Raw genomic sequence first — 21,836 nt, forward strand, 5'->3', positions numbered from 1 at the left:
CAGTATGAGTGGACAGTGCGCCACTTGGGAAAGTCATTAGGCAGGGCTCGCCACTGGCAGCCGCTCTTGAGCAAATACAGCACCGCACAAAAAACATCGTACAGATCTATTCGTCGAGGGCTGGTCTTCCTGCGCGCGCTCTCCAGCAAAGGCTTGATAAGCTCGAATTGTTCACGACTGATGTCGCTCGGGTAACTTCTTCTCATCTTCCGAGTTTCTCATACTCCCCTAGACTTTGAACAGGTTCTCAGATTTATTATCTTGAATTTTGCAGCCACCTACAACTATCTGAATAGTATTCATCATTTTTCCTCATTACAAGATAACTAATGTGATATTCCTGAAGGTTGGCAGTCTCCGTTATAATCAAGTTTAACATCTGCATATTCTATATTTGTAGGCGACAAGCAAGGCCACCGGCCAGCTTCGTATTTGAAGAACACGCCCCTCACTCCACTCGAAAACAATCAGATGTCTTCCGTATCTGATTTGTTGTATCAACCAGTAATCTGGAAAGAAAATTTCATCATGAGAAATAAAATCACGATAAACTGCCATCCTTTTGTGCGTGCGAGATTTATTATCAGCAACTCTCCGGATAAATATTATCAATTCCGGACGAAAACTAAACAAATATGAAACAACCTGAATGTCTTGCCTTGGCAGATCTGATTACAAAAAAAATATCAGCTCTGCTCCATACCCAATTAAGCACCAATCCCGGCATAACAAGCCAAATCCTCGGAACGCCACATACAGTGGCACAACAGGGTAAGGATATTTTTGCATGATTGACTGGTCCTATGCGGCGGCCGGTACCTTCACTGGCTTTATTATCGGATTGACTGGTGTTGGTGGTGGTGCTCTGATGACGCCCATCTTGCTACTGTTTTTCGGGATATCGCCAACAACCGCTGTCGCTACTGATTTATGGTTTGCCGCCATCACTAAAATAGCCGGTGCACGAATACATCATACCAACGGCAATGTGGATTGGCAGGTAGTCAAGCGTTTGTGGGCAGGCAGTCTTCCGATGGCTTCACTGATCGTACTACTGATAAGTATGGGGACACATATCGTAAAGGTAGACTGGCTTACAAAAGGTATCGGTATAGTAGTGCTGGTTACAGCTATCGGGTTACTGGTAGCTCCCAGACTGATCGCTTTTGCTAAAAGAAAGCAGATTGGACAGCCGGAACGATTTAAGACAATGCAAGCAGTGCTTACAATCTTCGCCGGCGCAATTCTTGGAGTATGCGTTGCACTGACATCAGTAGGTGCCGGAGTCTTGGGAAGCGTAATGCTTTTGTACCTGTATCCACTACGTATAACCCCACATCGCCTAGTTGCTACAGAAATTGTGCACGCTATACCACTAGCGATTATTGCTGGCTTGGGTTATTTGTTCGCAGGTATGGTGGACGGAGAGATGCTCATTAGCCTGTTAGCAGGTTCAATACCGGCGGTCATTGCAGGAAGTAAGCTTGCCAGCAGGATTACAGGACAATGGATCCGGTTCGCTTTAGCAATTGTGCTTGCTGCAGCAGGGTTGAAAGTTCTTTTATAAAGAACCATTTCAATGCGCCGTCTGAAAAACAGTTGACACTTATATTTCAAGGAATATGTTACAGGATAAAATCCTTTAACTAGATACTACCCGAATATCTGGCTCAATCGTTCTCAGAAGCTGCTCAATTCCACGCAATGTTCCAGATATGGAACTTGGGCAAGTTCCACATGCCCCCTGATAATGAATACGCAGAAGGCTGCCTTCCAGAGCCAGTACATGAAGATCACCACCATCATGCTGCAAATAAGGTCTCACCTCTTCTTCCAGTAAAATATTGATTCGCTCCAATCGTTGCTGATCCTCCTCGCTAAGATTTGCCAGCGCCTCACTAGCAGCAGCAACCACGGTGGCTGATTGATCCGTCGCAGCCGGCGCAGCCCGAATTGGATCTGCCACCTCTCGCGCCAGATCCTGCCAATCCGCACCTCCATCCTGTGTAATCGTGATCCAGCGATCCACATAAAAGACATTGATAACATGATCAATATCAAACAACGCGGCAGCAAGCGGATCATCAGCCGCCTGTTCGGCGTTATTGTAAGATTTGGTAACCCCCCAAGTCAGTGGCTCCTTCAGGATAAACTTCAATGCATTAGGGTTTGGAGTTCCCTCAATTTCTGCAATCTTCGGCATGGCTATATATCAGTAATTATTTGCTACGGGCTTGTTGTTTAGGTGACTATCTGCTTCAGTTGTGGCATCTCCTGTTGAATTCATGGCCGCATGCAGGGTATGCCACGGCAGAATCGCACACTTGACTCTGGTCGGTAAATCACGTACCCCTGCAAGCACCTTGAGCCGACCAAGGTGATCAAAATCCTTGTTTTCTCTACTTACCAGCATATCCCGAAATTCCTGAATCAAAGCTTCTGCTTCCTGACGAGATCTTCCCTTAACGGCATTGGTCATCATTGAAGAGGAAGCCTTACAAATTGCACAGGATTCACCTCGAAATACAATTTCTTCAATACGTTCATTCAGCATATTGACATCCAGGTCAATCCGATCGCCGCACAGCGGATTATGTCCTGTCGCATGGTGGGTAGGATGGCTAAGAGAACCATAGTTACGCGGCTTGCGATTATGATCAAGAATAACTTCTTGATAAATTGATTTCAAACTCATTGTGCGAAAACCTTTTGTACAGACCGAATACCTGCCACCAGAGCATCGATCTCTTTTTTAGTATTATAAAAAGAAAATGAGGCACGCGACGTTGCCGCCACATTAAAACGCTGCATAATCGGTTGTGCACAATGATGCCCTGTGCGCACAGCTATACCTTCCTGGTTCAGTAAAGTACCAACATCATGCGGATGAATACCATCAATAACAAACGATATCACCGCAACCTTATCCGGGCAATCGCCTATGATTTTCACGCCTGGGATCATTCTGATTTGCTCAGAAGCATAAAGCAGCAGCTCATGTTCATAATCAGCAATAGCATCAAGGCCGATCTGTTCCAGATAATCAATTGCCGCACCAAAACCTATGGCCGCCGCAATAGGAGGAGTACCTGCCTCAAATTTATATGGTATCTCGTTATATGTTGTTTTTTCAAAGGAAACTGAAGCAATCATGTCCCCTCCTCCTTTGAATGGTTGCATAGATTCAAGCAAATGCGCCTTTCCGTACAAAATACCAATCCCGGTGGGCCCGCACATTTTGTGCGCCGAGAAAGCATAAAAATCGCAATCGAGATCCTGCACATCTATTTTCAAATGAGGCGCTGCCTGGGCGCCATCAATCAAAACAGGAACATCATGCTGATGTGCTATGGCAATCATGCGTTTGATCGGATTGATGCTACCAAGTGCATTGGAAACATGCGACAAAGCTACAAATCGGGTCTTGGAATTAAAAAGTTTTTCATATTCCTCCACCAGAAGCTCACCTGCATCATTAATTGGGGCTACCCGGATATGCGCACCTCTTTCCTCGGCCAACATCTGCCAAGGCACAATATTGGAATGATGTTCGAGCTCGGACAAAATAATTTCATCGCCACGCTGAATGAATTTACGTCCATACCCATGCATCACCAGATTGATACTGTCAGTTGTACCACTAGTAAATATCACCTCTCTATCTTCACGCGCACCGATAAAATTTTGCAGTTTACACCGTGCTGCTTCATATTCCTGTGTAGCCAGGTTGGATAAATAATGTACCGCACGATGAATATTTGCATGCTGAGTTTTCTGGTAACGAACCAGACAATCAATGACTGCCTGCGGCATTTGGCTAGAAGCAGCGTTGTCAAGATAAATCAGCGGTTTGTCATCTACCTTGATATCAAGAATCGGAAAATCTGCACGAAATTGCCCTATTCCAGGTACAGTAGTTGTTTGCTGTGCAGATGAAGTCACTAATGTGTCAACAATTTTCATGATTTAGCTAATGCGTGTTCTTACAAGAATATATTCTTCAAGCCGTTGCCTGAGTGAAGCCACTATAACGCGGTTAATAATTTCGCCTCCGAATGCGTATGTCAGCAGATTGCGGGCTACTTCTTCTGCGAATCCCCTGCTTTGTAGATAAAAAAGGGATTCCTTATCAAGCTGGCCTACCGTGGCGCCATGCGCGCATTTAACATCATCGGCAAATATCTCAAGCTGAGGTTTGGTATCCATACGTGCTTTTTCTGACAGCAACAAATTATGGTTCAACTGCCTGGCATCAGTCTGTTGCGAATGTGGACGAACCATAATTTCTCCACTGAAAACACCATGTGCACTCTCGTCCACAATGCATTTGTGAAGTTGTCTGCTCCTGCCATGCGGACTGGCATGATCGATGAATGTATGTGTATCTGCGAGCTGACGATCAGCTATCAGCGCTAATCCATCTATTTGACACTCAGCACCCTCACCCGCCAGCGTAATTTTCTGGTCAAAACGTGAAATACGCGCGCCAAGCGCAAGATTGACCGAATCATAATGTGCTGTCTTTGCAACAAACGTAGAGTTATTAGCAATATGAAAAGCTTGCGAAGCTTCGCGTTGTACTCGGATATGATTCACACGGGCTGACTCCCCGACGTATATTTCTGTTACTGCATTTGTCAGGGATACGCCTTCCTGCCACGCCACATATTCTTCGACAATTGTTACTTCAGCTTCGGATTCAGCAACAAGCAAGCAGCGCGGATAGGCAGCCACTTCTTTTCCGGAAGTAATATATAAAATATGAACCGGCACTGTTATGGAAACATTGGCCGGTATAACAATACAAATACCGTCATGCATGAGCGCAGTATTCAGTGCCACAAATACATCATCCTGAAAATCAGCAAGCTGGCCGAGATACTGTTCTGTTTTGGAAGCACATATACCAGTCAATTCGGATAAACTACAAACAATGATAGAACCATCATCTGTCAAGCCGGATAGCCCCGGCATATACTGGCCATCAACAAATACCAGTCTACAAGTAGGCTCATCCAGAAAAGTACTTTTCTGGCTATCCAAGCCTGGTAATGAAGCCGTTGAAGCTCTCGGAAACAGTGTATTCCTGAGTGAGGAAATATCAGTAAAGCGCCATTCCTCATCACGGATCGTAGGTAGCCTGAGTGACTCGATACGACTTAACGCATTTGCCCGAAGCCGATTTAGATAAGATACAGTACGAGAAGGCTCACCTTCTTTCCTCCAGGATTCAATCAATTTCTCAAGATAATCATCCCAGATAACCGTGCTCATGGCAGCGCCCCGGTAATTTGTTCATTTGTATGAATCCAGTCATAACCGTGCGTTTCCAGAGCCTGCGCGAGTTCTTTGCCACTTGTTCTGATGATACGTCCTGCCTCCATTACATGCACATAATCAGGAACAATATAATCCAGCAAACGCTGATAATGTGTTACCAAAATCAGGGCATTATCTTTATTGGATAACTGGTTAACCCCATTGGCAACTATTCTGAGCGCATCAATATCCAATCCTGAATCCGTTTCATCCAGCAAAGCAAGACGGGGTTCAAGTAAAGCCATCTGCAATATTTCGTTGCGTTTCTTTTCGCCTCCTGAGAATCCTTCATTAACGCTGCGATCAAGAAAATCCGGATTCATCTTGAGCAGTTTCATTTTCTCGCGCACGAAATCATCGAACTCAAGAGGATCTAGCTCTTCCTCACCGCGTTGCCCCTGGACAGTGTTATAAGCCAACCGTAGAAATTGGTTATTAGCAACGCCCGGTATTTCTACCGGATATTGAAAAGCGAGAAATATCCCTGCACGCGCACGCTCTTCTGGTGCCAATGCTGACAGATCCTGACCATCAAACAACAGCGTTCCCCGGGTAACTTCATAGCTCGGATGACCAGCCAGCACCTTAGCAAAGGTACTCTTTCCCGAGCCATTTAATCCCATAATGGCATGGATCTCGCCACTCCTTACCGTGATATCCACTCCTTTGAGAATCTCGGCTCCGCTAACTGTTGCATGTAAATCATGGACTTCAAGCAGAATCTTGCTATTTGCATTTATCATCCGACACTCCCTTCCAGTTTGAAGCTGAGTAATTTAGTGGCCTCTACTGCAAATTCCAAAGGTAATTGCTGAAAAACCTCTTTACAAAAACCATTAATAATCATTGAGACCGCTTCTTCCGCATCGATGCCACGTTGTGCGAAATAAAACAGCTGATCTTCTCCAATTTTGGAAGTTGAAGCTTCATGTTCAACTTGTGCACTATTATTTTGTACTTGAATATAAGGGAAAGTATGAGCCCCGCATTGGCTGCCAATCAACATCGAATCACATTGCGAATAGTTGCGGGCATTCCGTGCTGTTGGGGTAATTCTCACCAAACCGCGATAGCTGCTGTTAGATTGGCCTGCCGAAATTCCTTTACTCACGATGGTGCTGCGCGTATTCGGACCGATATGAATCATTTTGGTACCGGTGTCAGCCTGTTGATGGTGATTAGTGACAGCAACGGAATAGAATTCTCCAACAGAGTTTTCTCCACGCAAGATACATGAAGGATATTTCCAGGTAATAGCCGAACCAGTTTCCACCTGTGTCCAGGAAATACGTGAATTCCTGCCTTTGGCCAGTCCACGCTTGGTAACAAAATTATAAATGCCCCCGACGCCATTCTCATCCCCGGCATACCAGTTCTGTACAGTTGAATACTTGATATCCGCATCATCCAGAGCAATCAATTCGACTACGGCCGCATGAAGTTGATTCGTATCAAAACGGGGAGCAGTACATCCTTCCAGATAGGAAACGGACGCGCCCTCCTCTGCAATAATCAGCGTACGTTCAAATTGCCCGGATTCTTCCGTGTTGATACGGAAGTAGGTGGATAAATCCATAGGGCATTTAACCCCCTTCGGAATAAAACAGAAAGAACCATCCGTAAATACAGCGGAATTCAGTGCTGCATAGTAGTTGTCCCCTGGCGGCACAACTGTACCCAGGTACTGTCTGATTAACTCGGGATACCGCTGAACGGCCTCCGAAATCGAACAGAAAATAATACCAACCTCAGCCAGTTTTTCTTTATAAGTTGTTGCAACCGATACGCTGTCAAAAATAACGTCAACAGCAACTCCTGCCAGTGCCGCCCGCTCATGCATGGGGATACCCAGCTTTTCAAATGTACGCAACAGCTCAGGATCAACTTCATCCATGCTGGCAAGCTTTTTCTTTGGCTTGGGCGCCGAATAATAGCTGATATTCTGAAAATTAATTTTGGGATATTTAACATTTTGCCAAGTGGGCTCAATCATATTGAGCCACCTCCGATAAGCCTCCAATCTGAACGTAAGCAGCCATTCAGGTTCATTTTTCTTGGAAGAAATCAGCCGGATAATATCCTCATTGAGCCCTTTAGGCGCAATATCGGATTCTATATTCGTAACGAAGCCGTGCTTATATGGTTGATTCACCAAATTTTGTAATGCAGCACTCATTTTTATAATTCCTGAATTTCTAAGTTTTAAGGCTGAAGCTCTCTCCACAGCCACAAGTATTGTCTATATTTGGATTGCTAAATTTAAAAGAGCTGTTTAGACCGTCCTGGACAAAATCAATCTCAGAACCATCAATAAAAGACACTTGATCGCGTTTAACGATAACCTTGGCATCATTTGATTCAAACAATTGATCATCTTCCAGCACATCGTCAGCATAATCAAAACTGTACGCGAATCCCGAACAACCTGATTTCCTGATTCCAAGTCGTAACGCCACCCCTCTACCTCGCTTGCCCAGTTGATGCTGAATCTGTCTGGCCGCACGCTCAGTTAATGTAATCGCCATAATTCACTCTATTGCAAACAAATAATCAGAATGCAGCTTCCCGCATGTCATATAATTTAACTACTGCCTGTTCACGCTGTAGTTCGCGCTGACTCTGCTCCTCCACCAGCCGTTCCAGGGTGACATTGCCAAGATAATCAAATATGATCTCATTCAGCTTTGTCCATAAATCATGGGTCATGCATTTACTGTCGCCCAGACAGTTTTCCTTACCACCACATTGCGTGCTATCGATGGGCTCATCCACAGCCAAAATAATGTCGGCCACCGATACCTCATCCAATCCTTTGGCCAGACAATACCCTCCGCCGGGCCCGCGCACGCTGTCAACCAACTTCCGCTGACGCAACTTGGAAAACAGCTGTTCCAGATAAGACAGCGAAATTCTTTGTCGTTCACTGATATCTGCCAATGCAACTGGTCCACCCCCATGCCGTATCGCGATATCCAGAAGTGCTGTTACCGCAAACCGCCCCTTTGTTGTTAATCTCATTTCAACCTCTTAGCATGTAATTTTAAAGCGATTAGAACCACTTACCGCTGATTTTCCCCAAAAACGAAACTATATAATACCTGACTATATTAGTCAACTATAGTCGGAGGTAAATATCTGTTGTTGCGAAACGTAAGTAAACTCTTTATATTTGCCAACATGATACAGCCCGTCAGAATCAACTTCTTCTATCATCCTTCTTACCCGACGACTCTGCTGTTATGTCTGCTCGGACGACTGCTGCGCCTTGGGCGCTAATTATTCCAATCATTTTCCCATCTGTTTGAAGTGTAAAGGCTGGCATACCAGCCAACCGTCCGGTTTGAGCCAGAATAATATGGAGTAGAACAATGAAAGAGCGTTTGGTTATTTTTGATACAACGTTGCGTGATGGTGAACAAAGTCCCGGTGCATCCATGACCATGGAAGAGAAAGTGCGTATCGCTAGACAGTTGGAGCGCATGGGTGTGGATGTAATCGAAGCAGGTTTTCCAGCAGCATCAAAAGGTGACTTTGAGGCTGTCAAGGCAGTTGCGGAGGCCGTGAGCAACAGCACGGTATGCGGTCTTTCCCGTGCGATAGAAGCTGATATCAATCGTGCCGGTGAAGCTCTGCAGGCAAATCAGAATATGCGCATCCACACCTTCATCGCCACCTCACCAATTCACATGAAGAACAAACTGCGCATGTCACCTGATCGGGTCATCGAACAAGCGATCAAGGCAGTAAAGTGGGCTCGCCAATATACGGATAACGTTGAATTTTCTCCTGAAGATGCCGGACGATCCGAAATAGATTTTCTTTGCCGGATTCTGGAAGCTGTAATTGATGCAGGTGCCCGGACGTTGAATATTCCGGATACAGTGGGATACACCATGCCGGATCAGTTTGGCGGTCTAATCCGCACGTTACGTGAACGAATTCCGAATTCTGACAAAGCTGTTTTCTCCGTTCATTGTCATAATGATCTCGGCCTGGCGGTAGCCAACTCGCTATCTGCAGTCATGAATGGCGCGCGTCAGGTTGAATGCACCATCAATGGCTTGGGTGAACGCGCTGGCAATGCTGCTCTTGAAGAAGTAGTGATGGCCGTGCGTACACGGCAAGATTACTTTCCATGCGATACACGCATTGATACAACCCAGATTGTATCTACTAGCAAGCTGGTTTCTGGAATTACCGGATTTCCGGTGCAACCCAACAAAGCTATTGTCGGTGCTAATGCTTTTGCCCATGAATCAGGTATTCATCAGGATGGTGTACTCAAACATCGTGAGACCTATGAAATCATGCGCGCAGAAGATGTCGGCTGGGGAGCGAACAAATTGTTGTTGGGCAAGCATTCCGGTCGTAATGCGTTTCGCAGTCGCTTGAAAGAACTGGGAATCGAATTGGAATCGGAAGAGAAACTGAATACCATATTTATCCGTTTCAAGGATCTTGCGGACAAAAAACACGAGATCTTTGATGAAGATCTGCACGCGCTTGTTTCGGATGAGGCACAGATACCCGAAGAGCATTACCGCTTACTTTCACTAGTTGCACACAGCGAGACCGGAGAAATACCTTTTGCACAGGTCGTTATTGCTACAGGAAATAACGAGCAACAGGCCGAATCAGAAGGAAGTGGGCCGGTAGATGCGACGTTTCGTGCTATTGAAAAAATATTGAACAGTAAGGCAGAATTGCAATTGTTTTCTGTAAATAACATCACCAGCGGAACAGACGCTCTGGGTGAAGTAACTGTTCGATTGCAAAAAGTCGGACGAATCGTTAATGGCCATGGAGCAGATACAGACATCATTGCAGCTTCTGCCAAAGCCTATCTGAATGCCTGTAATAAACTGCACTCCAGCCTGGAGCGCACACACCCACAGGTTTAGATCCGAAAATAATTAAAAATTGTCTACCATAAAGTTGATTTTATAAAAATAACCAGGGGGAAATTCCAATTCCGGTACAGATACAATTGCTGTACCGGAATCTTACAAAAAGCTCAATAGAGCTTGTGAAACGCATTGTCTTGGTCAGCCTACGGAATACGTGATGAAACAACAATGGGGAATTATAGCTTTACTCACCTTGATTTTATGCCTGTCTGTCAAAGGAGTTGAAGCATATGACTTTCACTTCGAGGATAGTGCAGGTAAAACTCATACTTTATCGGATTACAAAGGGAAGTGGGTGCTGGTTAATTTTTGGGCAACATGGTGTCCACCTTGCCTAAAAGAAATTCCGGATCTTTCAAGGCTATCACAGGAAAGAAACGATATCGTAATCATCGGAATCGCTATGGAATACGACAATACTAAAGACGTTATGCAATTCGTAAAGAAAATGGCGATTTCCTACCCGATTGTACTGGGTGACAGGGCAGCGGCAGCTCAGATCGGGGATGACATCTCGATGTTGCCGAGCACATATCTGTTTGATCCTGATGGAAAGCCTGCAGCACGTAAAATCGGACTGATTACTCGTGCCGAAATTGAAACCTTCATTGATGCCCGCTAAGAAGGCAATATAAATTCTAGTTATTGTGAAACTGTGGAGTAAGTCCAATGGCGATGCCAGGCATTAAACACAAGATTAGGGTAATCGGCCTTGCCCAGACTGCCGTTATATCTTCCCAGCGCCCTGAAATAATCACCTTTCTCCAGATCGAGGTAGTGGCGCAGGATTGTGCAGCCGTAACGTAGGTTGACACGCAGATGAAACAAGTTGTGTTCCTGGCTGCCTATCAGATCTACCCAGAACGGCATGACCTGCATATACCCGCGCGCTCCGGCAGAAGATACAGCATATTTTCTGAAATTACTCTCAACCTGGATAATGCTAAGTACTAACTCAGGATCAAGACCAGCGCGAGTAGCTTCATAATGAACGGTCATCAGAAATGCTTTGCGCTCTTCAATTTCCGAGATCCGTTTCTCCAGGCGCTTCATCATGCTGTCTAGCCAGTTTCTTGCCTCGAGATCGGAAAGTGTAACAAACATGGGTACAACCCCGTCACTAACGGTACGCTGTAATACTGTCCGGGTGCTGACCGACAAGGATTCATAAGCCTGAGACCCTGCCATAGCCGTACTTGCAATGAAAAATGATAGAAAATTTATCAGCCGCCACATATTTCCCTGATAACAGGGATAACCTCCTGTAGAGAAAGTAAACGGGATGTTTTATCTAGCCTCCCCTGGTATTCCACCATCCCATCCCGCAAATTTCGCTCACCAATAACAATACGGTGCGGAATCCCAATCAGCTCCTGATCTGCAAACATAACACCTGGTCGCTCCTCCCGGTCATCCAGCAATACTTCGATGCCTGCTGCACGACATGCTCGATACAGTTTTTCCACTTCAGCCTGGATCTGAAGGTTTTTATGATAACCAATCGGGATAATCGACAACTGAAACGGAGCAATTGCTACTGGAAATATGATGCCGCGCTCATCACAGTTTTGCTCAATAGCCGCAGCAACGATGCGTGAAACACCGATACCATAACAACCCATTTCCAGAATTTGAGTCTGGCCAGATTCATCCAGATAGGTTGCTTTCATTTTTTCAGAATATTTGGTGCGCAACTGGAAAATATGACCAACCTCAATACCACGGCAAATTTCGAGCATTCCTTTTCCATCAGGCGAAGGATCACCTGTAACCACATTGCGGATATCGAATACCTGGACTGGCAATGGCAGATCACGTTCAAAATTAACTTGAGTCAGGTGATAGCCTTCTTCATTTGCCCCGCAGACGAAATTGCTCATTTCCAGAACTGCCCGATCAGCGATAATTTCAGTTTTCACACCGATCGGACCAAGATATCCTGGAAGGCAACCAGTTTTAGCAATAATTCTGCTTTCATCAGCAAACTCGAAGTTACTCAGAAACGGGATTTTTCTGGTTTTTGTTTCATTGAGCTGATGATCGCCTCGCAGCAGCAGTAGATAAAATCGGCCATCGGCTATCACTGCCAGTGTTTTAAGAGTCTGTTCTATTGGAACGCTCAGAAATTCAGCAACATCCGAACAGGATTTACGATCAGGGGTAGCAATTTTTTTCATCACACCCGCCGGATCCTTACGCAGAATTCCATGTGATATTGCTTCAGCAAGTTCAATATTGGCGGCATAATCGGAATCAGGGCAAAATGCGATAGCATCCTCACCTGAATCAGCCAGCACGTGAAATTCATGTGATCCGCTACCCCCTATCGCCCCAGTATCAGCAGCCACTGCGCGAAATTTCAATCCGATCCGGGTAAAAATTCTGCTGTATGTTTCATGCATAAGCTGGTAGGTTTGTTCCAGACTGCCCAGATCAGCATGAAAGGAGTAGGCATCCTTCATGATAAATTCCCTGGCGCGCATCACACCAAAACGTGGGCGGATTTCATCACGAAACTTGGTCTGAATCTGATAGAAATTAATAGGCAGTTGCCGATAGCTTTTAATTTCACGACGAGCAATATCAACAATAACTTCTTCATGTGTCGGCCCAAAGCAGAAATCATGCTGATGCCTATCTTGAATTTTCAGCATTTGCGGACCAAATACATCCCAGCGACCTGATTCCTGCCAAAGTTCAGCTGGATGAACAGCGGGCATCAGAAGCTCTAGCGCACCACTGCTGTTCATTTCCTCACGGATGATATGTTCAATCTTGTGTAGAATTCTCAGACCAAGCGGCATCCAGGTATACAATCCGCTGCCCAGACGCTTAATCAGCCCGGCCCGCAACATCAACCGGTGACTGGCCAGCTCGGCTTCAGCAGGAGCTTCTTTGAGCGTCGAAAGGAAGAATTGGGAAACACGCATGATGAGGTTCCATTTATCATAGTAGGTAATAAGATAATTTTACCTTGAAACTGTTTTGATCCGGTACGCTTTAGCGGGAATTGACTACAGCATTGCAAGTCAAATTTAGCATGCTGTAAAGATGTTGATGATGCTCCTACTGAGAGTAGCAGCTGTAAATCACACTCAAAATATGGAAAAATTATCGGAAATTCACTGTAAATCAAGCTAAATTGACAGATAAATTGTATGATCGACCGTAATGGATATAGAGCAAATGTCGGTATTATCCTTCTGAACTCAAAAAGCCAGGTGTTCTGGGGAAAACGTGCCCGACAGAATTCATGGCAATTTCCGCAAGGCGGAATTAAATCAGGCGAAACACCAACGCAGGCAATGTACCGGGAACTGGCTGAAGAAACAGGCTTGCAGCCTGTTCATGTGGAAATTTTGGGCCGGACACGAGAATGGTTACGTTACGATGTACCCGCCTGCTGGACTCGCCGCGACTGGCGCAAGAACTATCGTGGCCAGAAACAAATCTGGTTTCTGTTGCGTATGCTGGGAAGAGATTGTGATGTATCACTCAAAACTTGTGCGCATCCCGAATTTGATGCCTGGCGCTGGAACCAGTATTGGGTTGAACTGGAATCTGTGGTTGAATTCAAGCGACAGGTCTATCGCCTGGCGCTGACAGAACTTTCACGATTACTGGATCATGAGACCTGCCTGGGTAATGATCAAGCCTACAGGGAGCCACTGGAACCAGTTAAAGAACTTGAGGAGAAATCTTCTGATGCCAGACAGGGTTGATTCAGTATCTTGGAGTCCTGACTCCGGTCCGGCAACAAAAAATTCAAGGCGTAAGCGGCTGCGCCACGTTAGCCGTTACTATTTTCAAACCTTAAGGAGAATGCAATGATCAAGCGTACATTGACTGTTTCGCTGTTATCGTTAAGTCTGGGAGCGATATTTGGATCTGTTAGCGCAATGGCCGCCAACGAACCAATCCAACCGATTAAGGCAGTCACCCCCGAAAATGCCGAAGTAGCCGAGCTGGGGAAAATGCTTTTTTTTGATCCCAGGCTTTCCAAATCAGGATTTATTTCCTGCAATTCCTGCCACAACCTGAGCATGGGCGGCACTGATAATATTAAAACCTCGATTGGCCACAAATGGCAGCAAGGTCCAATTAATGCGCCAACTGTACTGAATTCCGGTATGAATCTGGCACAATTCTGGGATGGCAGAGCTAAAGATTTGAAAGAGCAGGCTGCAGGCCCGATTGCCAACCCGAAGGAAATGGCCTTTACTCACGAAATGGCAGAAAAGGTTATTGCTTCGATACCACAATACCGCGAATATTTCAAAAAAGCCTTTGGATCCGATGAAGTGACGATTGATCGCATCACAACGGCAATTGCCCAGTTTGAAGAAACACTGGTAACACCGGGCTCAAAATTTGATCAATGGCTGGAAGGTGATAAAAACGCCCTGAGCCAGAATGAGTTGGAAGGTTACAACCTGTTCAAGAGCAATGGGTGTGTTCAGTGTCACAATGGACCGGCAGTAGGAGGAACCTCCTACCAGAAAATGGGAGTTTTCAAACCCTACGAGACCAAAAACCCTGCTACAGGACGGATGGGGGTAACAGGCAAGGAAGAGGATCGCAACGTATTTAAAGTACCGGTCTTGCGAAATATTGAACTGACCTACCCCTACTTCCACGATGGAGAGGCAGCAACACTTGAACAGGCTGTAGAAACCATGGGAAGAATTCAGTTGAATCACGAATTTAACAAGGATGAAATCTCCAAGATTGTCGCTTTTCTGAAAACATTGACTGGTAATCAGCCAGACTTCAAAATACCAGTTCTGCCACCTTCCAACAACGATACTCCACATCCTCAGCCATTTGAGTGATGTTGAAAAGAAAATTCTGATTCTATCCGGATTTTCATGAACTGCTCAGCCACTTCATGTTAAATGAGGGCGGTTGGGCAGTATCAATCAAGTTTAACACTACAAAAATATGCTTTAATCTACCCGGCAAAAATCGACAATCTGTTATTTAACAGACTAATCCTGATACCTGCCATAGCAAACCAGTAGACTTAACAGAGCAAACCAACGGGTCATGGGTATTTTCAGTATTCTGAACCAGTCACCTTCTGGCAAAAATCTACAGCGTTTATTCCAGCTCAGGATTATTGCCATCGTTTTCCAAATCATTGTTTTTGGGGCTGTCCACAGTCTTATCGAACTTGAACTGCCATGGACAGCAATTATTCTGACTGTTTTCATGCTTGCGGTTCTAAATTTCTTCACCTGGGTTCGTCTGCGTTATCCTTGGCCAGTAACTTACCCCGAATTTTTCACTCAGTTGCTGATTGATGTTGCCGGATTGACTGCATTACTATATTTTAGCGGTGGATCAACCAATCCTTTTATCTCACTCTATCTGCTTCCGCTTACAATCGCTGCGACTGTGCTGCCATGGCACTATACCTGGGGTATGGCAGTGATCACAATTTCCTGCTATACTCTCCTGTTATTTAAATACATCCCCTTCCCGCATGATCATCTCGATGATCACAGCCGGCATATGTTTGAATTCAATTTGCACGTCTCAGGAATGTGGCTGACATTTGTATTGAGCACCTTACTCATTACCTCGTTTGTTGTCAGAATGAATGCTTCTATTCGTGACCGAGACAAGGAGTTGTCCAGATCGCGTGAACGAGCACTACAAAATGAGCAGATTATTGCCCTGGGCACCCTTGCCGCCGGAGCAGCACATGAGCTGAGCACCCCTTTATCAACCATGGCTATTATTACGGGTGAATTACAGCAGGAATCTCTCGAAAATACTGAATTTCAGCATAATATTCGCATCCTGCGCGACCAGATTTCTCATTGCAAACAAACGCTGACTCATCTGCTGGCAGATGCCGGACAAACCAGAGTAGAAGAAGGCAATGGACAACCTGTCGATCTTTTTTTACAACAGGTAATTGATAAATGGCAGCTGATCCGTCCATCTGTCAAATTCACCCATCAATGTGAAGGCACAAAGCCAGCACCGATTATCATGAATACTCGCCTGCTGAGCCAATCTATCCTGAACTTGTTGAACAACGCAGCGGATGCCTCAACCAGACTGGTAACCATCACCAGTCGCTGGGATGAAAAACAGTTGCACCTCGAAATACTCGATGATGGGACAGGGTTAAACACAGAAGCTGTCGAACATGCAGGGGAGCCTTTTTTTACCAGTAAGGGGCCAGGACAAGGTTTTGGTATCGGATTATTTCTCGCCAATACTAATATTGAACGCTTTGGCGGGAATGTACGTTTATTTAATCGACCCGAAGGAGGGGCATGTACTCATGTCACCATTCCGGTTTCGCACAGAACAACCAGTACTTCACTATGAAAGGAGAATGCCCTGTGAATGATTCCATGGATCGCCCAAGCCTGTTAATTGTAGATGATGATGAAGTTTTTTGTGATGTACTGGCAAGGGCGATGACAAAGCGCGGGTTTGACACCACTTGTACACATAACATTAAAACTGCGATCGAACAGGCGGAATCACTCATACCGGAATATGCCATCATTGACCTCAAATTGAATAATGAATCCGGTTTATCACTTGTTGAAAAAATCAGGGAACTGGATCCTGGAACCCGCATTATCGTCCTAACCGGCTACGCCAGTATTGCGACTGCAGTCGAAGCCATCAAATTGGGAGCAACCCATTATCTGGCAAAACCGGTAGACGCGGATGATATCATGGCAGCGTTTGAGCGCACGGCAGGAAATACTGATATACCGATTAGCCCTCACCCTCTATCAGTAGAGCGCTTGGAATGGGAATATATTCATCGTATTCTTGCAGAGAACGATGATAATATTTCTGCCACCGCCAAGGCACTAAACATGCATCGCAGAACCTTGCAGCGTAAACTCTCAAAAAAACCGGTGCAGCTTTAGTTTCTGCTCCGCTTGACAGATATACACCCGCGCGTTGCGAGTGTATATCTGTCAGCAACTGATTCTGATCAAATGCAAGTTAGAGTTCTGGCCATCGGGAACCTAGAAATTAACCATTGCCGTCAAACGGAAAATACGCGGAGCGCCCGGCATAATGTTGTTATTGTTATGTGCGGAGGTAGCGTATTCGATATTAGCCAAATTTTCGACATTCGCCTGAATGCGAATATTTTTATGCGGTTGTACAAATACTGCCGCATCAAGACGTGTATAGCTTGGCAGTAATACCGTATTATCAACCGCAGCATAGATGCTGCCACGGTGAATCACTCCCAGTCCCAAACCAAGGTAAGACGTAAAATCATACCGGTTCCACACGGCTACCGTATGTTTTGGAACTTGTGCCACAGCTGCCCCTTTATCTGCGCCTGCAATATTCTTGGTAATTTCGGCATCAGTATAACCATACCCCCCCATCACACTCCAATGCGGAGTGATTCTCCCCATCAACCCAATTTCCGCTCCGCGCGTACGTTGACCATCGACCAGTATCGTTCTAGAGAGGTCATTTGGGTCTGCTGCAATAACGTTACTGCGATCAAGCTGATACAGTGCTGCAGTTAGTGCTAGATCTGGGCGGATATCCCACTTGGCGCCAAGTTCCAGATTCATAAACTTTTCAGGCTTTAATGCTTCATTGGTCACCGAAAGTGAGCTTAACTGATCACCAGCACGCGGCACATAGGCTAAACTATAATTGCCGTAAATGGAAAGAGGCTCTATCGGTTTATAGATCAACCCTACCCGTGGCGAGATCAGCCCATCATTGGAATGAACCTTATCACCATTGCGATTATTATGAACAGTCGTATCAAAATTATCGTAGCGTATTCCTAGTACTGCTTTTAGCTGAGGAATAATAGTAATCTGATCTTGCGCATATACACCTACCGCTTCGACCACACCGTGGTTATCTGCATCAGTAACACTTTGCTCGAAAGTGACAGGCACAAATGACATTGGATTGAGAAAAGATACTTTAGAAACGTTATTGAAGAGTCCGGTATTACGGAAATTATCTGTTACTTGATGGCCATATTCCACACCTGTCATGAACTCATGATCCACCCCCCAAGTATTCAGCTTGAATAGCAAGTCTGTCTGGGTAAACAGATTTTTGCGCCGAGTTGCATTGTTATAGGCAGATAAATTTACCGTTCCAGTTGCGTCTTCAGCCGTTGCCTGACCACCAGCATATACGTTCTGATAAAATTTATCGTAGTCGGCATAACGAGTGCGATTGCGTAACTTGATATTGTTATTAAAGGAATGTTCAATCAGTGAGTTGAATGACCAGGCATCGACTCTTGCATGGCTATCATCCGGATTTCCAAAAAAAGTGGAACGGTCGATATCTGCCGGTCGGCCGGAATTGATAACATTGGCCATGGTTCCGAATGAGGGAATGCCGCGATCAACAACCCGGCGATCATAAAAATACTCTCCGCTCAGGACGATTTTGGTCTTATCGGTTGGTAACAATGTAACCGTTGGATTTATTCCCCAGCGCTTCAGATCAACGTTATCACGAAAGCTGTCTGAATGCTCAAATACGCCATTGAGCCGGGCTGCAGCAATTTCATTGATCGGTTGACCTATATCCGCAGTAAAACGCTTGTGGTTGTAAGAACCAAATTCTGCGGTAGCTGCCCTGACCGGTTGCCAGTCAGCTTCCTTAGTGACGCGATTGATGACCCCCCCTGCCCCGCCACGGCCAAATATCATTCCATTGGAGCCTTTCAAGACTTCAACACGGTCAATATTATAAAGATCACGATAATATTGAACATCATCACGCAATCCATCAACAAAGAAATCTCCGGTAGTACTGCTGCCACGTATGATTACGGCATCCCGGTGGCCTTCTCCTTGAGACGGGACAATCCCCGGAACATATCGTACAGCCTCGGTAATGCTTTGTATGGATTGATCACGAATCATATCCTGGGTGATAACTGTAATAGACTGAGGGACATCACGCAAAGGTGTATCGGTTCTGGTCGCGCTGAAACTTTCTTTGGTCACATATCCATCAGTCGGTTTGATCGAGTCCGTGGAAACGTTGATGGCGGGCAGCACTGCCGAATTATCGCTGGCTGACTGGCCTGTTGATGATTGTGCCCATACTGTTTGCATCCCGCTTGAGATTGCAAGAATAGTAACCGCAATGTATACGCCACCCGTCCCGGCTATAAACTTCATTCAAAAATCCCTCATTTATATATTATTGATAAGCATTCTCGTTTTTATATTATATTATATTAATAAATGAGAAAAGAGCAGAAATCTAATATTTGCCCAGGGTAATACATCTAATTTGCGCGGCTGCGAGAAAAGAAAAGGCGTTTTTAGCATGTCTATGGTAATTCCATGCCATCTTCTGAGATAAAGGAAAGCATTTTCGACAAGCTGCCTCAATTCATACAGTGCTTTATCATAAAATCTTTCCTGATTAGAAAGATTGTTCAGCTAGGCCCGATTTTTTCTATGATAAGGCCATACTGGTCCAGACAAACCCATTAAAGAAGAACTGTCATGGCCATGAACCGTATCCAATTTCAAAAAGGCTTGTCTTTACCTGCATTTCTTGGGATGAGCAATGTGCGGATGCATTGGAAACGTCACGTTGGCCGCAAGGATTCAGCTGCCCGGGCTGCGGCAACGCAAATTACTACTTACTTCAGGCAGGAAAATACAAGAACTTCCAATGTAAGTGCTACCGGCTACAGACATCTCTGATTGCAGGCACCTTGTTCTAAAGCACCCACTTGTCGCTAAGCATCTGGTTCTTGGCAATTTATCTGATCAGCCAAGCCAAAACCGGCCTGTCGGCGCTCGACCTCAAACGGCAGCTGGACGTGAACCCCACGGCCTGGCTGATTCAGCAGAAGCTGATACAGGCGATGGTCGAACGGGATACCAAATACAATGCTATGTGGCAATGTCCAGGCGGATGATGCTTACCTTGGTGGGGAATTGGGGGAATTGGGGGAATTGGGGGAATTGGGGGAATTGGCTGGCAGCAAGGCAAACCAGGTATCCGAGAACAAAGTGCCTTTTGTGGCGGCCATTTTGCTCAATGCTGAAGGCCGTCCCCTATATATTGGAATGGTACTACTCCCTGGTTTTACGTGCAAAGCGGTTTTTAACTGGGCTACTGCGGGAACAGTAACTGATCTTGCCATCTAGGGTGTCACCTACGGTGTCAGGGTAATCCCCCAGGGCAGAGCATCCGCGCACATCGGGTAGATCGTACCGAACAGGCGACTCAGCTTGTCGTGAGAGGGGATAACATGGGCATAGCGGGAAATTGCCATGATAATATCTGATCTGATTTTATGCATCTATCAGAGCTTCGTGTGATTGCTCCGCTCACAAAGCCGACTACTGTTGTAGATAATCTGGTAAAAATAGATACACACTCTTGTTACGATGTGTAATGGTCTGCAAATAGCTATGCACAGGGCGAGGTAATTGAGTTTTATAGAGCCCATCAAGAAATTCTTGATCGTGAGCAGCCAAACAGACGAAAAGGAATTTCAAGATGGATTAATTTTTAACTTTGAACTTTGAACTTTGAACTATTTGAAGTGAGAGCACAAATAATTTATTTCAGTATCTCGATGGCTAATCGATGGTATCCGTGTGCAAATTCAAATGGAACACGCCTAACAACGTTCATTGCGCGATCAGATGAAAGTTTGTCTGGCGCATAGATTACGAGGAAGGAGCTACCCTCTTGTGCCGAGTCCAGGTGAATCTGGATAGCTTCATCAGCCCAGCCGTACCGCGCAAGAAATCCCTGGTTCTGATCGAGATTCTCCTGAGCAGCCATCTTTACTTCCTTACTTGAGAAAAATACGCAATCGTCGCGCTCATATCCGCCCGCTATCAGATCCTGTTGTACACGTAGGGCATCTTCCTTATTTGAAAATGCAACCACCACATAGCCGATAGGATAAAAAAGACCGAAACTTGTGGGATATTTTTGTTTTTCTATCGCTTTATCTTTATCTACCATAAAACACCTCCTGATTGTTAGAATACTCTGCCTATTGCGTGACAAGCTTGGCGGCTATTGCGAATATAAAAATATGTTTAGCACCATCTGATCCGATTTGAAGGGCTGTTGCTGACCACGGACCAGGGAATAGTAAGACAATTTACCCGAAAACTGGAGCCTTCGCTACTAATTCGATCTGCGAGTCCCGCTAGTGAGATCTAGAAACGTTACCCGTGCCATAGTTCATGTAGCTGCATACAAAGAACCCGGAGCTCAAGTGCCGCGGATCAAAGTGTTGTTACTCTCGTATGCGGATGCACAATTAAAATAGTTATTCGCCATCCGCACAACTACTCTCGTAGCATAGCACGATTTCTAGCGAATATTCGCGTAATATCTCTTTCTTCAGCGATTGTGCTTAAGGTGTGGACAAGTCGAGGTTTTTCGAGACGTCCAAAAGAAGAATAGCTCATACTAAAAGCACCAGAGCGTTTTTGATTTAAATATATGCATGTAATAGACTATTCTCTATTACAACTGATGGGGAAGGTTATGCATGCCTATTCACAAGATCTTCGGGATCGCATTCTGGGTGCGTTGGATCGTGGCGAAGGTCCAACGGCAATTGCCCGGCGCTTTGAG

At 45.4% G+C, this 21,836-nt stretch carries 21 protein-coding genes and 2 pseudogenes; 8 read left to right on the forward strand and 15 right to left on the reverse strand.

Features of this window, described 5'->3' with window-relative positions; genetic code table 11:
- A partial coding sequence (locus C8R14_RS11445) for a transposase (RefSeq protein WP_143000361.1) occupies nt 1-206 on the reverse strand: 206 nt, incomplete at its 3' end.
- Nucleotides 207-787: 581 nt separating this feature from the next.
- Between C8R14_RS11445 and C8R14_RS11450 the strand changes: the two genes are divergently transcribed.
- Nucleotides 788-1,567: a sulfite exporter TauE/SafE family protein gene (locus tag C8R14_RS11450; RefSeq protein ID WP_011634307.1), complete on the forward strand. Its 780-nt coding sequence runs from the start codon at nt 788-790 to the stop codon at nt 1,565-1,567.
- A 75-nt stretch (nt 1,568-1,642) separates the two neighbouring features.
- Here C8R14_RS11450 and C8R14_RS11455 read toward each other — a convergent pair whose 3' ends face one another.
- The 8 genes from C8R14_RS11455 to C8R14_RS11490 are packed head-to-tail and all read right to left on the reverse strand — an operon-like array spanning nt 1,643 to nt 8,337.
- On the reverse strand, nt 1,643-2,203 hold the full coding sequence (locus C8R14_RS11455) for a NifU family protein (protein WP_011634308.1): 561 nt from the start codon (nt 2,201-2,203) through the stop codon (nt 1,643-1,645).
- 9 nt (nt 2,204-2,212) lie between these two features.
- Nucleotides 2,213-2,695 (reverse strand): Fe-S cluster assembly sulfur transfer protein SufU, encoded by a 483-nt coding sequence (gene sufU, locus C8R14_RS11460; protein WP_011634309.1) that lies wholly within the window; start codon nt 2,693-2,695, stop codon nt 2,213-2,215.
- Nucleotides 2,692-3,963 carry a cysteine desulfurase gene (locus tag C8R14_RS11465; RefSeq protein WP_011634310.1) on the reverse strand — a complete coding sequence of 424 codons (1,272 nt, stop codon included), beginning with the start codon at nt 3,961-3,963 and terminating at the stop codon, nt 2,692-2,694. The genes sufU and C8R14_RS11465 overlap by 4 nt, the downstream gene beginning before the upstream one ends.
- A gap of 3 nt (nt 3,964-3,966) precedes the next feature.
- Nucleotides 3,967-5,274, reverse strand: a complete 1,308-nt coding sequence (sufD, locus tag C8R14_RS11470) for a Fe-S cluster assembly protein SufD (protein WP_011634311.1) — start codon at nt 5,272-5,274, stop codon at nt 3,967-3,969.
- The gene (gene sufC, locus C8R14_RS11475; RefSeq protein ID WP_011634312.1) at nt 5,271-6,062 is read right to left on the reverse strand and encodes a Fe-S cluster assembly ATPase SufC; all 792 of its coding nucleotides are present in this window, start codon (nt 6,060-6,062) and stop codon (nt 5,271-5,273) included. Before sufC ends, sufD begins: the two co-directional genes overlap by 4 nt.
- The gene (gene sufB / locus C8R14_RS11480; RefSeq protein WP_011634313.1) at nt 6,059-7,495 is read right to left on the reverse strand and encodes a Fe-S cluster assembly protein SufB; all 1,437 of its coding nucleotides are present in this window, start codon (nt 7,493-7,495) and stop codon (nt 6,059-6,061) included. Before sufB ends, sufC begins: the two co-directional genes overlap by 4 nt.
- A gap of 19 nt (nt 7,496-7,514) precedes the next feature.
- On the reverse strand, nt 7,515-7,844 hold the full coding sequence (locus C8R14_RS11485) for a HesB/IscA family protein (RefSeq protein ID WP_011634314.1): 330 nt from the start codon (nt 7,842-7,844) through the stop codon (nt 7,515-7,517).
- A gap of 25 nt (nt 7,845-7,869) precedes the next feature.
- A complete protein-coding gene (locus tag C8R14_RS11490) occupies nt 7,870-8,337 on the reverse strand; it encodes an Rrf2 family transcriptional regulator (RefSeq protein ID WP_011634315.1) in 468 nt (155 codons plus the stop codon).
- A 350-nt stretch (nt 8,338-8,687) separates the two neighbouring features.
- Here C8R14_RS11490 and C8R14_RS11495 point away from each other — a divergent pair, with 350 nt between their 5' ends.
- On the forward strand, nt 8,688-10,220 hold the full coding sequence (locus C8R14_RS11495) for a 2-isopropylmalate synthase (protein WP_011634316.1): 1,533 nt from the start codon (nt 8,688-8,690) through the stop codon (nt 10,218-10,220).
- Between the two features lie 163 nt (nt 10,221-10,383).
- The gene (locus C8R14_RS11500; protein WP_011634317.1) at nt 10,384-10,848 is read left to right on the forward strand and encodes a TlpA family protein disulfide reductase; all 465 of its coding nucleotides are present in this window, start codon (nt 10,384-10,386) and stop codon (nt 10,846-10,848) included.
- A 20-nt stretch (nt 10,849-10,868) separates the two neighbouring features.
- Here C8R14_RS11500 and C8R14_RS11505 read toward each other — a convergent pair whose 3' ends face one another.
- Entirely contained in the window at nt 10,869-11,462 is a 594-nt protein-coding gene (locus C8R14_RS11505; protein ID WP_011634318.1) for a lytic transglycosylase domain-containing protein, read from the reverse strand.
- Nucleotides 11,450-13,156 (reverse strand): proline--tRNA ligase, encoded by a 1,707-nt coding sequence (locus C8R14_RS11510; RefSeq protein WP_011634319.1) that lies wholly within the window; start codon nt 13,154-13,156, stop codon nt 11,450-11,452. The genes C8R14_RS11505 and C8R14_RS11510 overlap by 13 nt, the downstream gene beginning before the upstream one ends.
- 228 nt (nt 13,157-13,384) lie before the next feature.
- Here C8R14_RS11510 and C8R14_RS11515 point away from each other — a divergent pair, with 228 nt between their 5' ends.
- The 4 genes from C8R14_RS11515 to C8R14_RS11530 all read left to right on the forward strand — a co-directional run bounded on the left by C8R14_RS11515 (nt 13,385) and on the right by C8R14_RS11530 (nt 17,131).
- Nucleotides 13,385-13,948 (forward strand): RNA pyrophosphohydrolase, encoded by a 564-nt coding sequence (locus C8R14_RS11515; RefSeq protein WP_011634320.1) that lies wholly within the window; start codon nt 13,385-13,387, stop codon nt 13,946-13,948.
- Nucleotides 13,949-14,053: 105 nt separating this feature from the next.
- Entirely contained in the window at nt 14,054-15,058 is a 1,005-nt protein-coding gene (locus tag C8R14_RS11520) for a cytochrome-c peroxidase (protein WP_011634321.1), read from the forward strand.
- Nucleotides 15,059-15,272: 214 nt separating this feature from the next.
- Nucleotides 15,273-16,571 carry an ATP-binding protein gene (locus C8R14_RS11525; protein WP_011634322.1) on the forward strand — a complete coding sequence of 433 codons (1,299 nt, stop codon included), beginning with the start codon at nt 15,273-15,275 and terminating at the stop codon, nt 16,569-16,571.
- Nucleotides 16,572-16,597: 26 nt separating this feature from the next.
- Nucleotides 16,598-17,131: a response regulator transcription factor gene (locus C8R14_RS11530; RefSeq protein WP_011634323.1), complete on the forward strand. Its 534-nt coding sequence runs from the start codon at nt 16,598-16,600 to the stop codon at nt 17,129-17,131.
- Between the two features lie 102 nt (nt 17,132-17,233).
- Here the strand turns inward: C8R14_RS11530 and C8R14_RS11535 are convergent, their stop codons facing one another.
- Both C8R14_RS11535 and C8R14_RS11540 read right to left on the reverse strand, forming a co-directional pair.
- Complete coding sequence (locus C8R14_RS11535) at nt 17,234-19,393, reverse strand: TonB-dependent receptor (RefSeq protein WP_011634324.1); 2,160 nt, start codon at nt 19,391-19,393, stop codon at nt 17,234-17,236.
- Between the two features lie 85 nt (nt 19,394-19,478).
- Nucleotides 19,479-19,642 (reverse strand): annotated as a pseudogene (locus tag C8R14_RS11540) (IS5/IS1182 family transposase); the annotation flags it as partial.
- Nucleotides 19,643-19,726: 84 nt separating this feature from the next.
- On the opposite strand from C8R14_RS11540, the pseudogene C8R14_RS14190 reads away from it, so the two are divergent.
- Nucleotides 19,727-20,347, forward strand: a pseudogene (locus C8R14_RS14190) (IS1595 family transposase); the annotation flags it as partial.
- 41 nt (nt 20,348-20,388) lie between these two features.
- On the opposite strand, the gene C8R14_RS13600 reads toward C8R14_RS14190, so the two are convergent.
- On the reverse strand, nt 20,389-20,535 hold the full coding sequence (locus tag C8R14_RS13600; RefSeq protein ID WP_160803466.1) for a hypothetical protein: 147 nt from the start codon (nt 20,533-20,535) through the stop codon (nt 20,389-20,391).
- Between the two features lie 263 nt (nt 20,536-20,798).
- Nucleotides 20,799-21,212, reverse strand: coding sequence for a hypothetical protein (locus C8R14_RS11550; RefSeq protein WP_011634325.1), 414 nt, complete (start codon nt 21,210-21,212; stop codon nt 20,799-20,801).
- Nucleotides 21,213-21,836 lie beyond the last annotated feature (624 nt).

This window comes from Nitrosomonas eutropha (assembly GCF_003201195.1).
Taxonomy (GTDB): domain Bacteria; phylum Pseudomonadota; class Gammaproteobacteria; order Burkholderiales; family Nitrosomonadaceae; genus Nitrosomonas; species Nitrosomonas eutropha.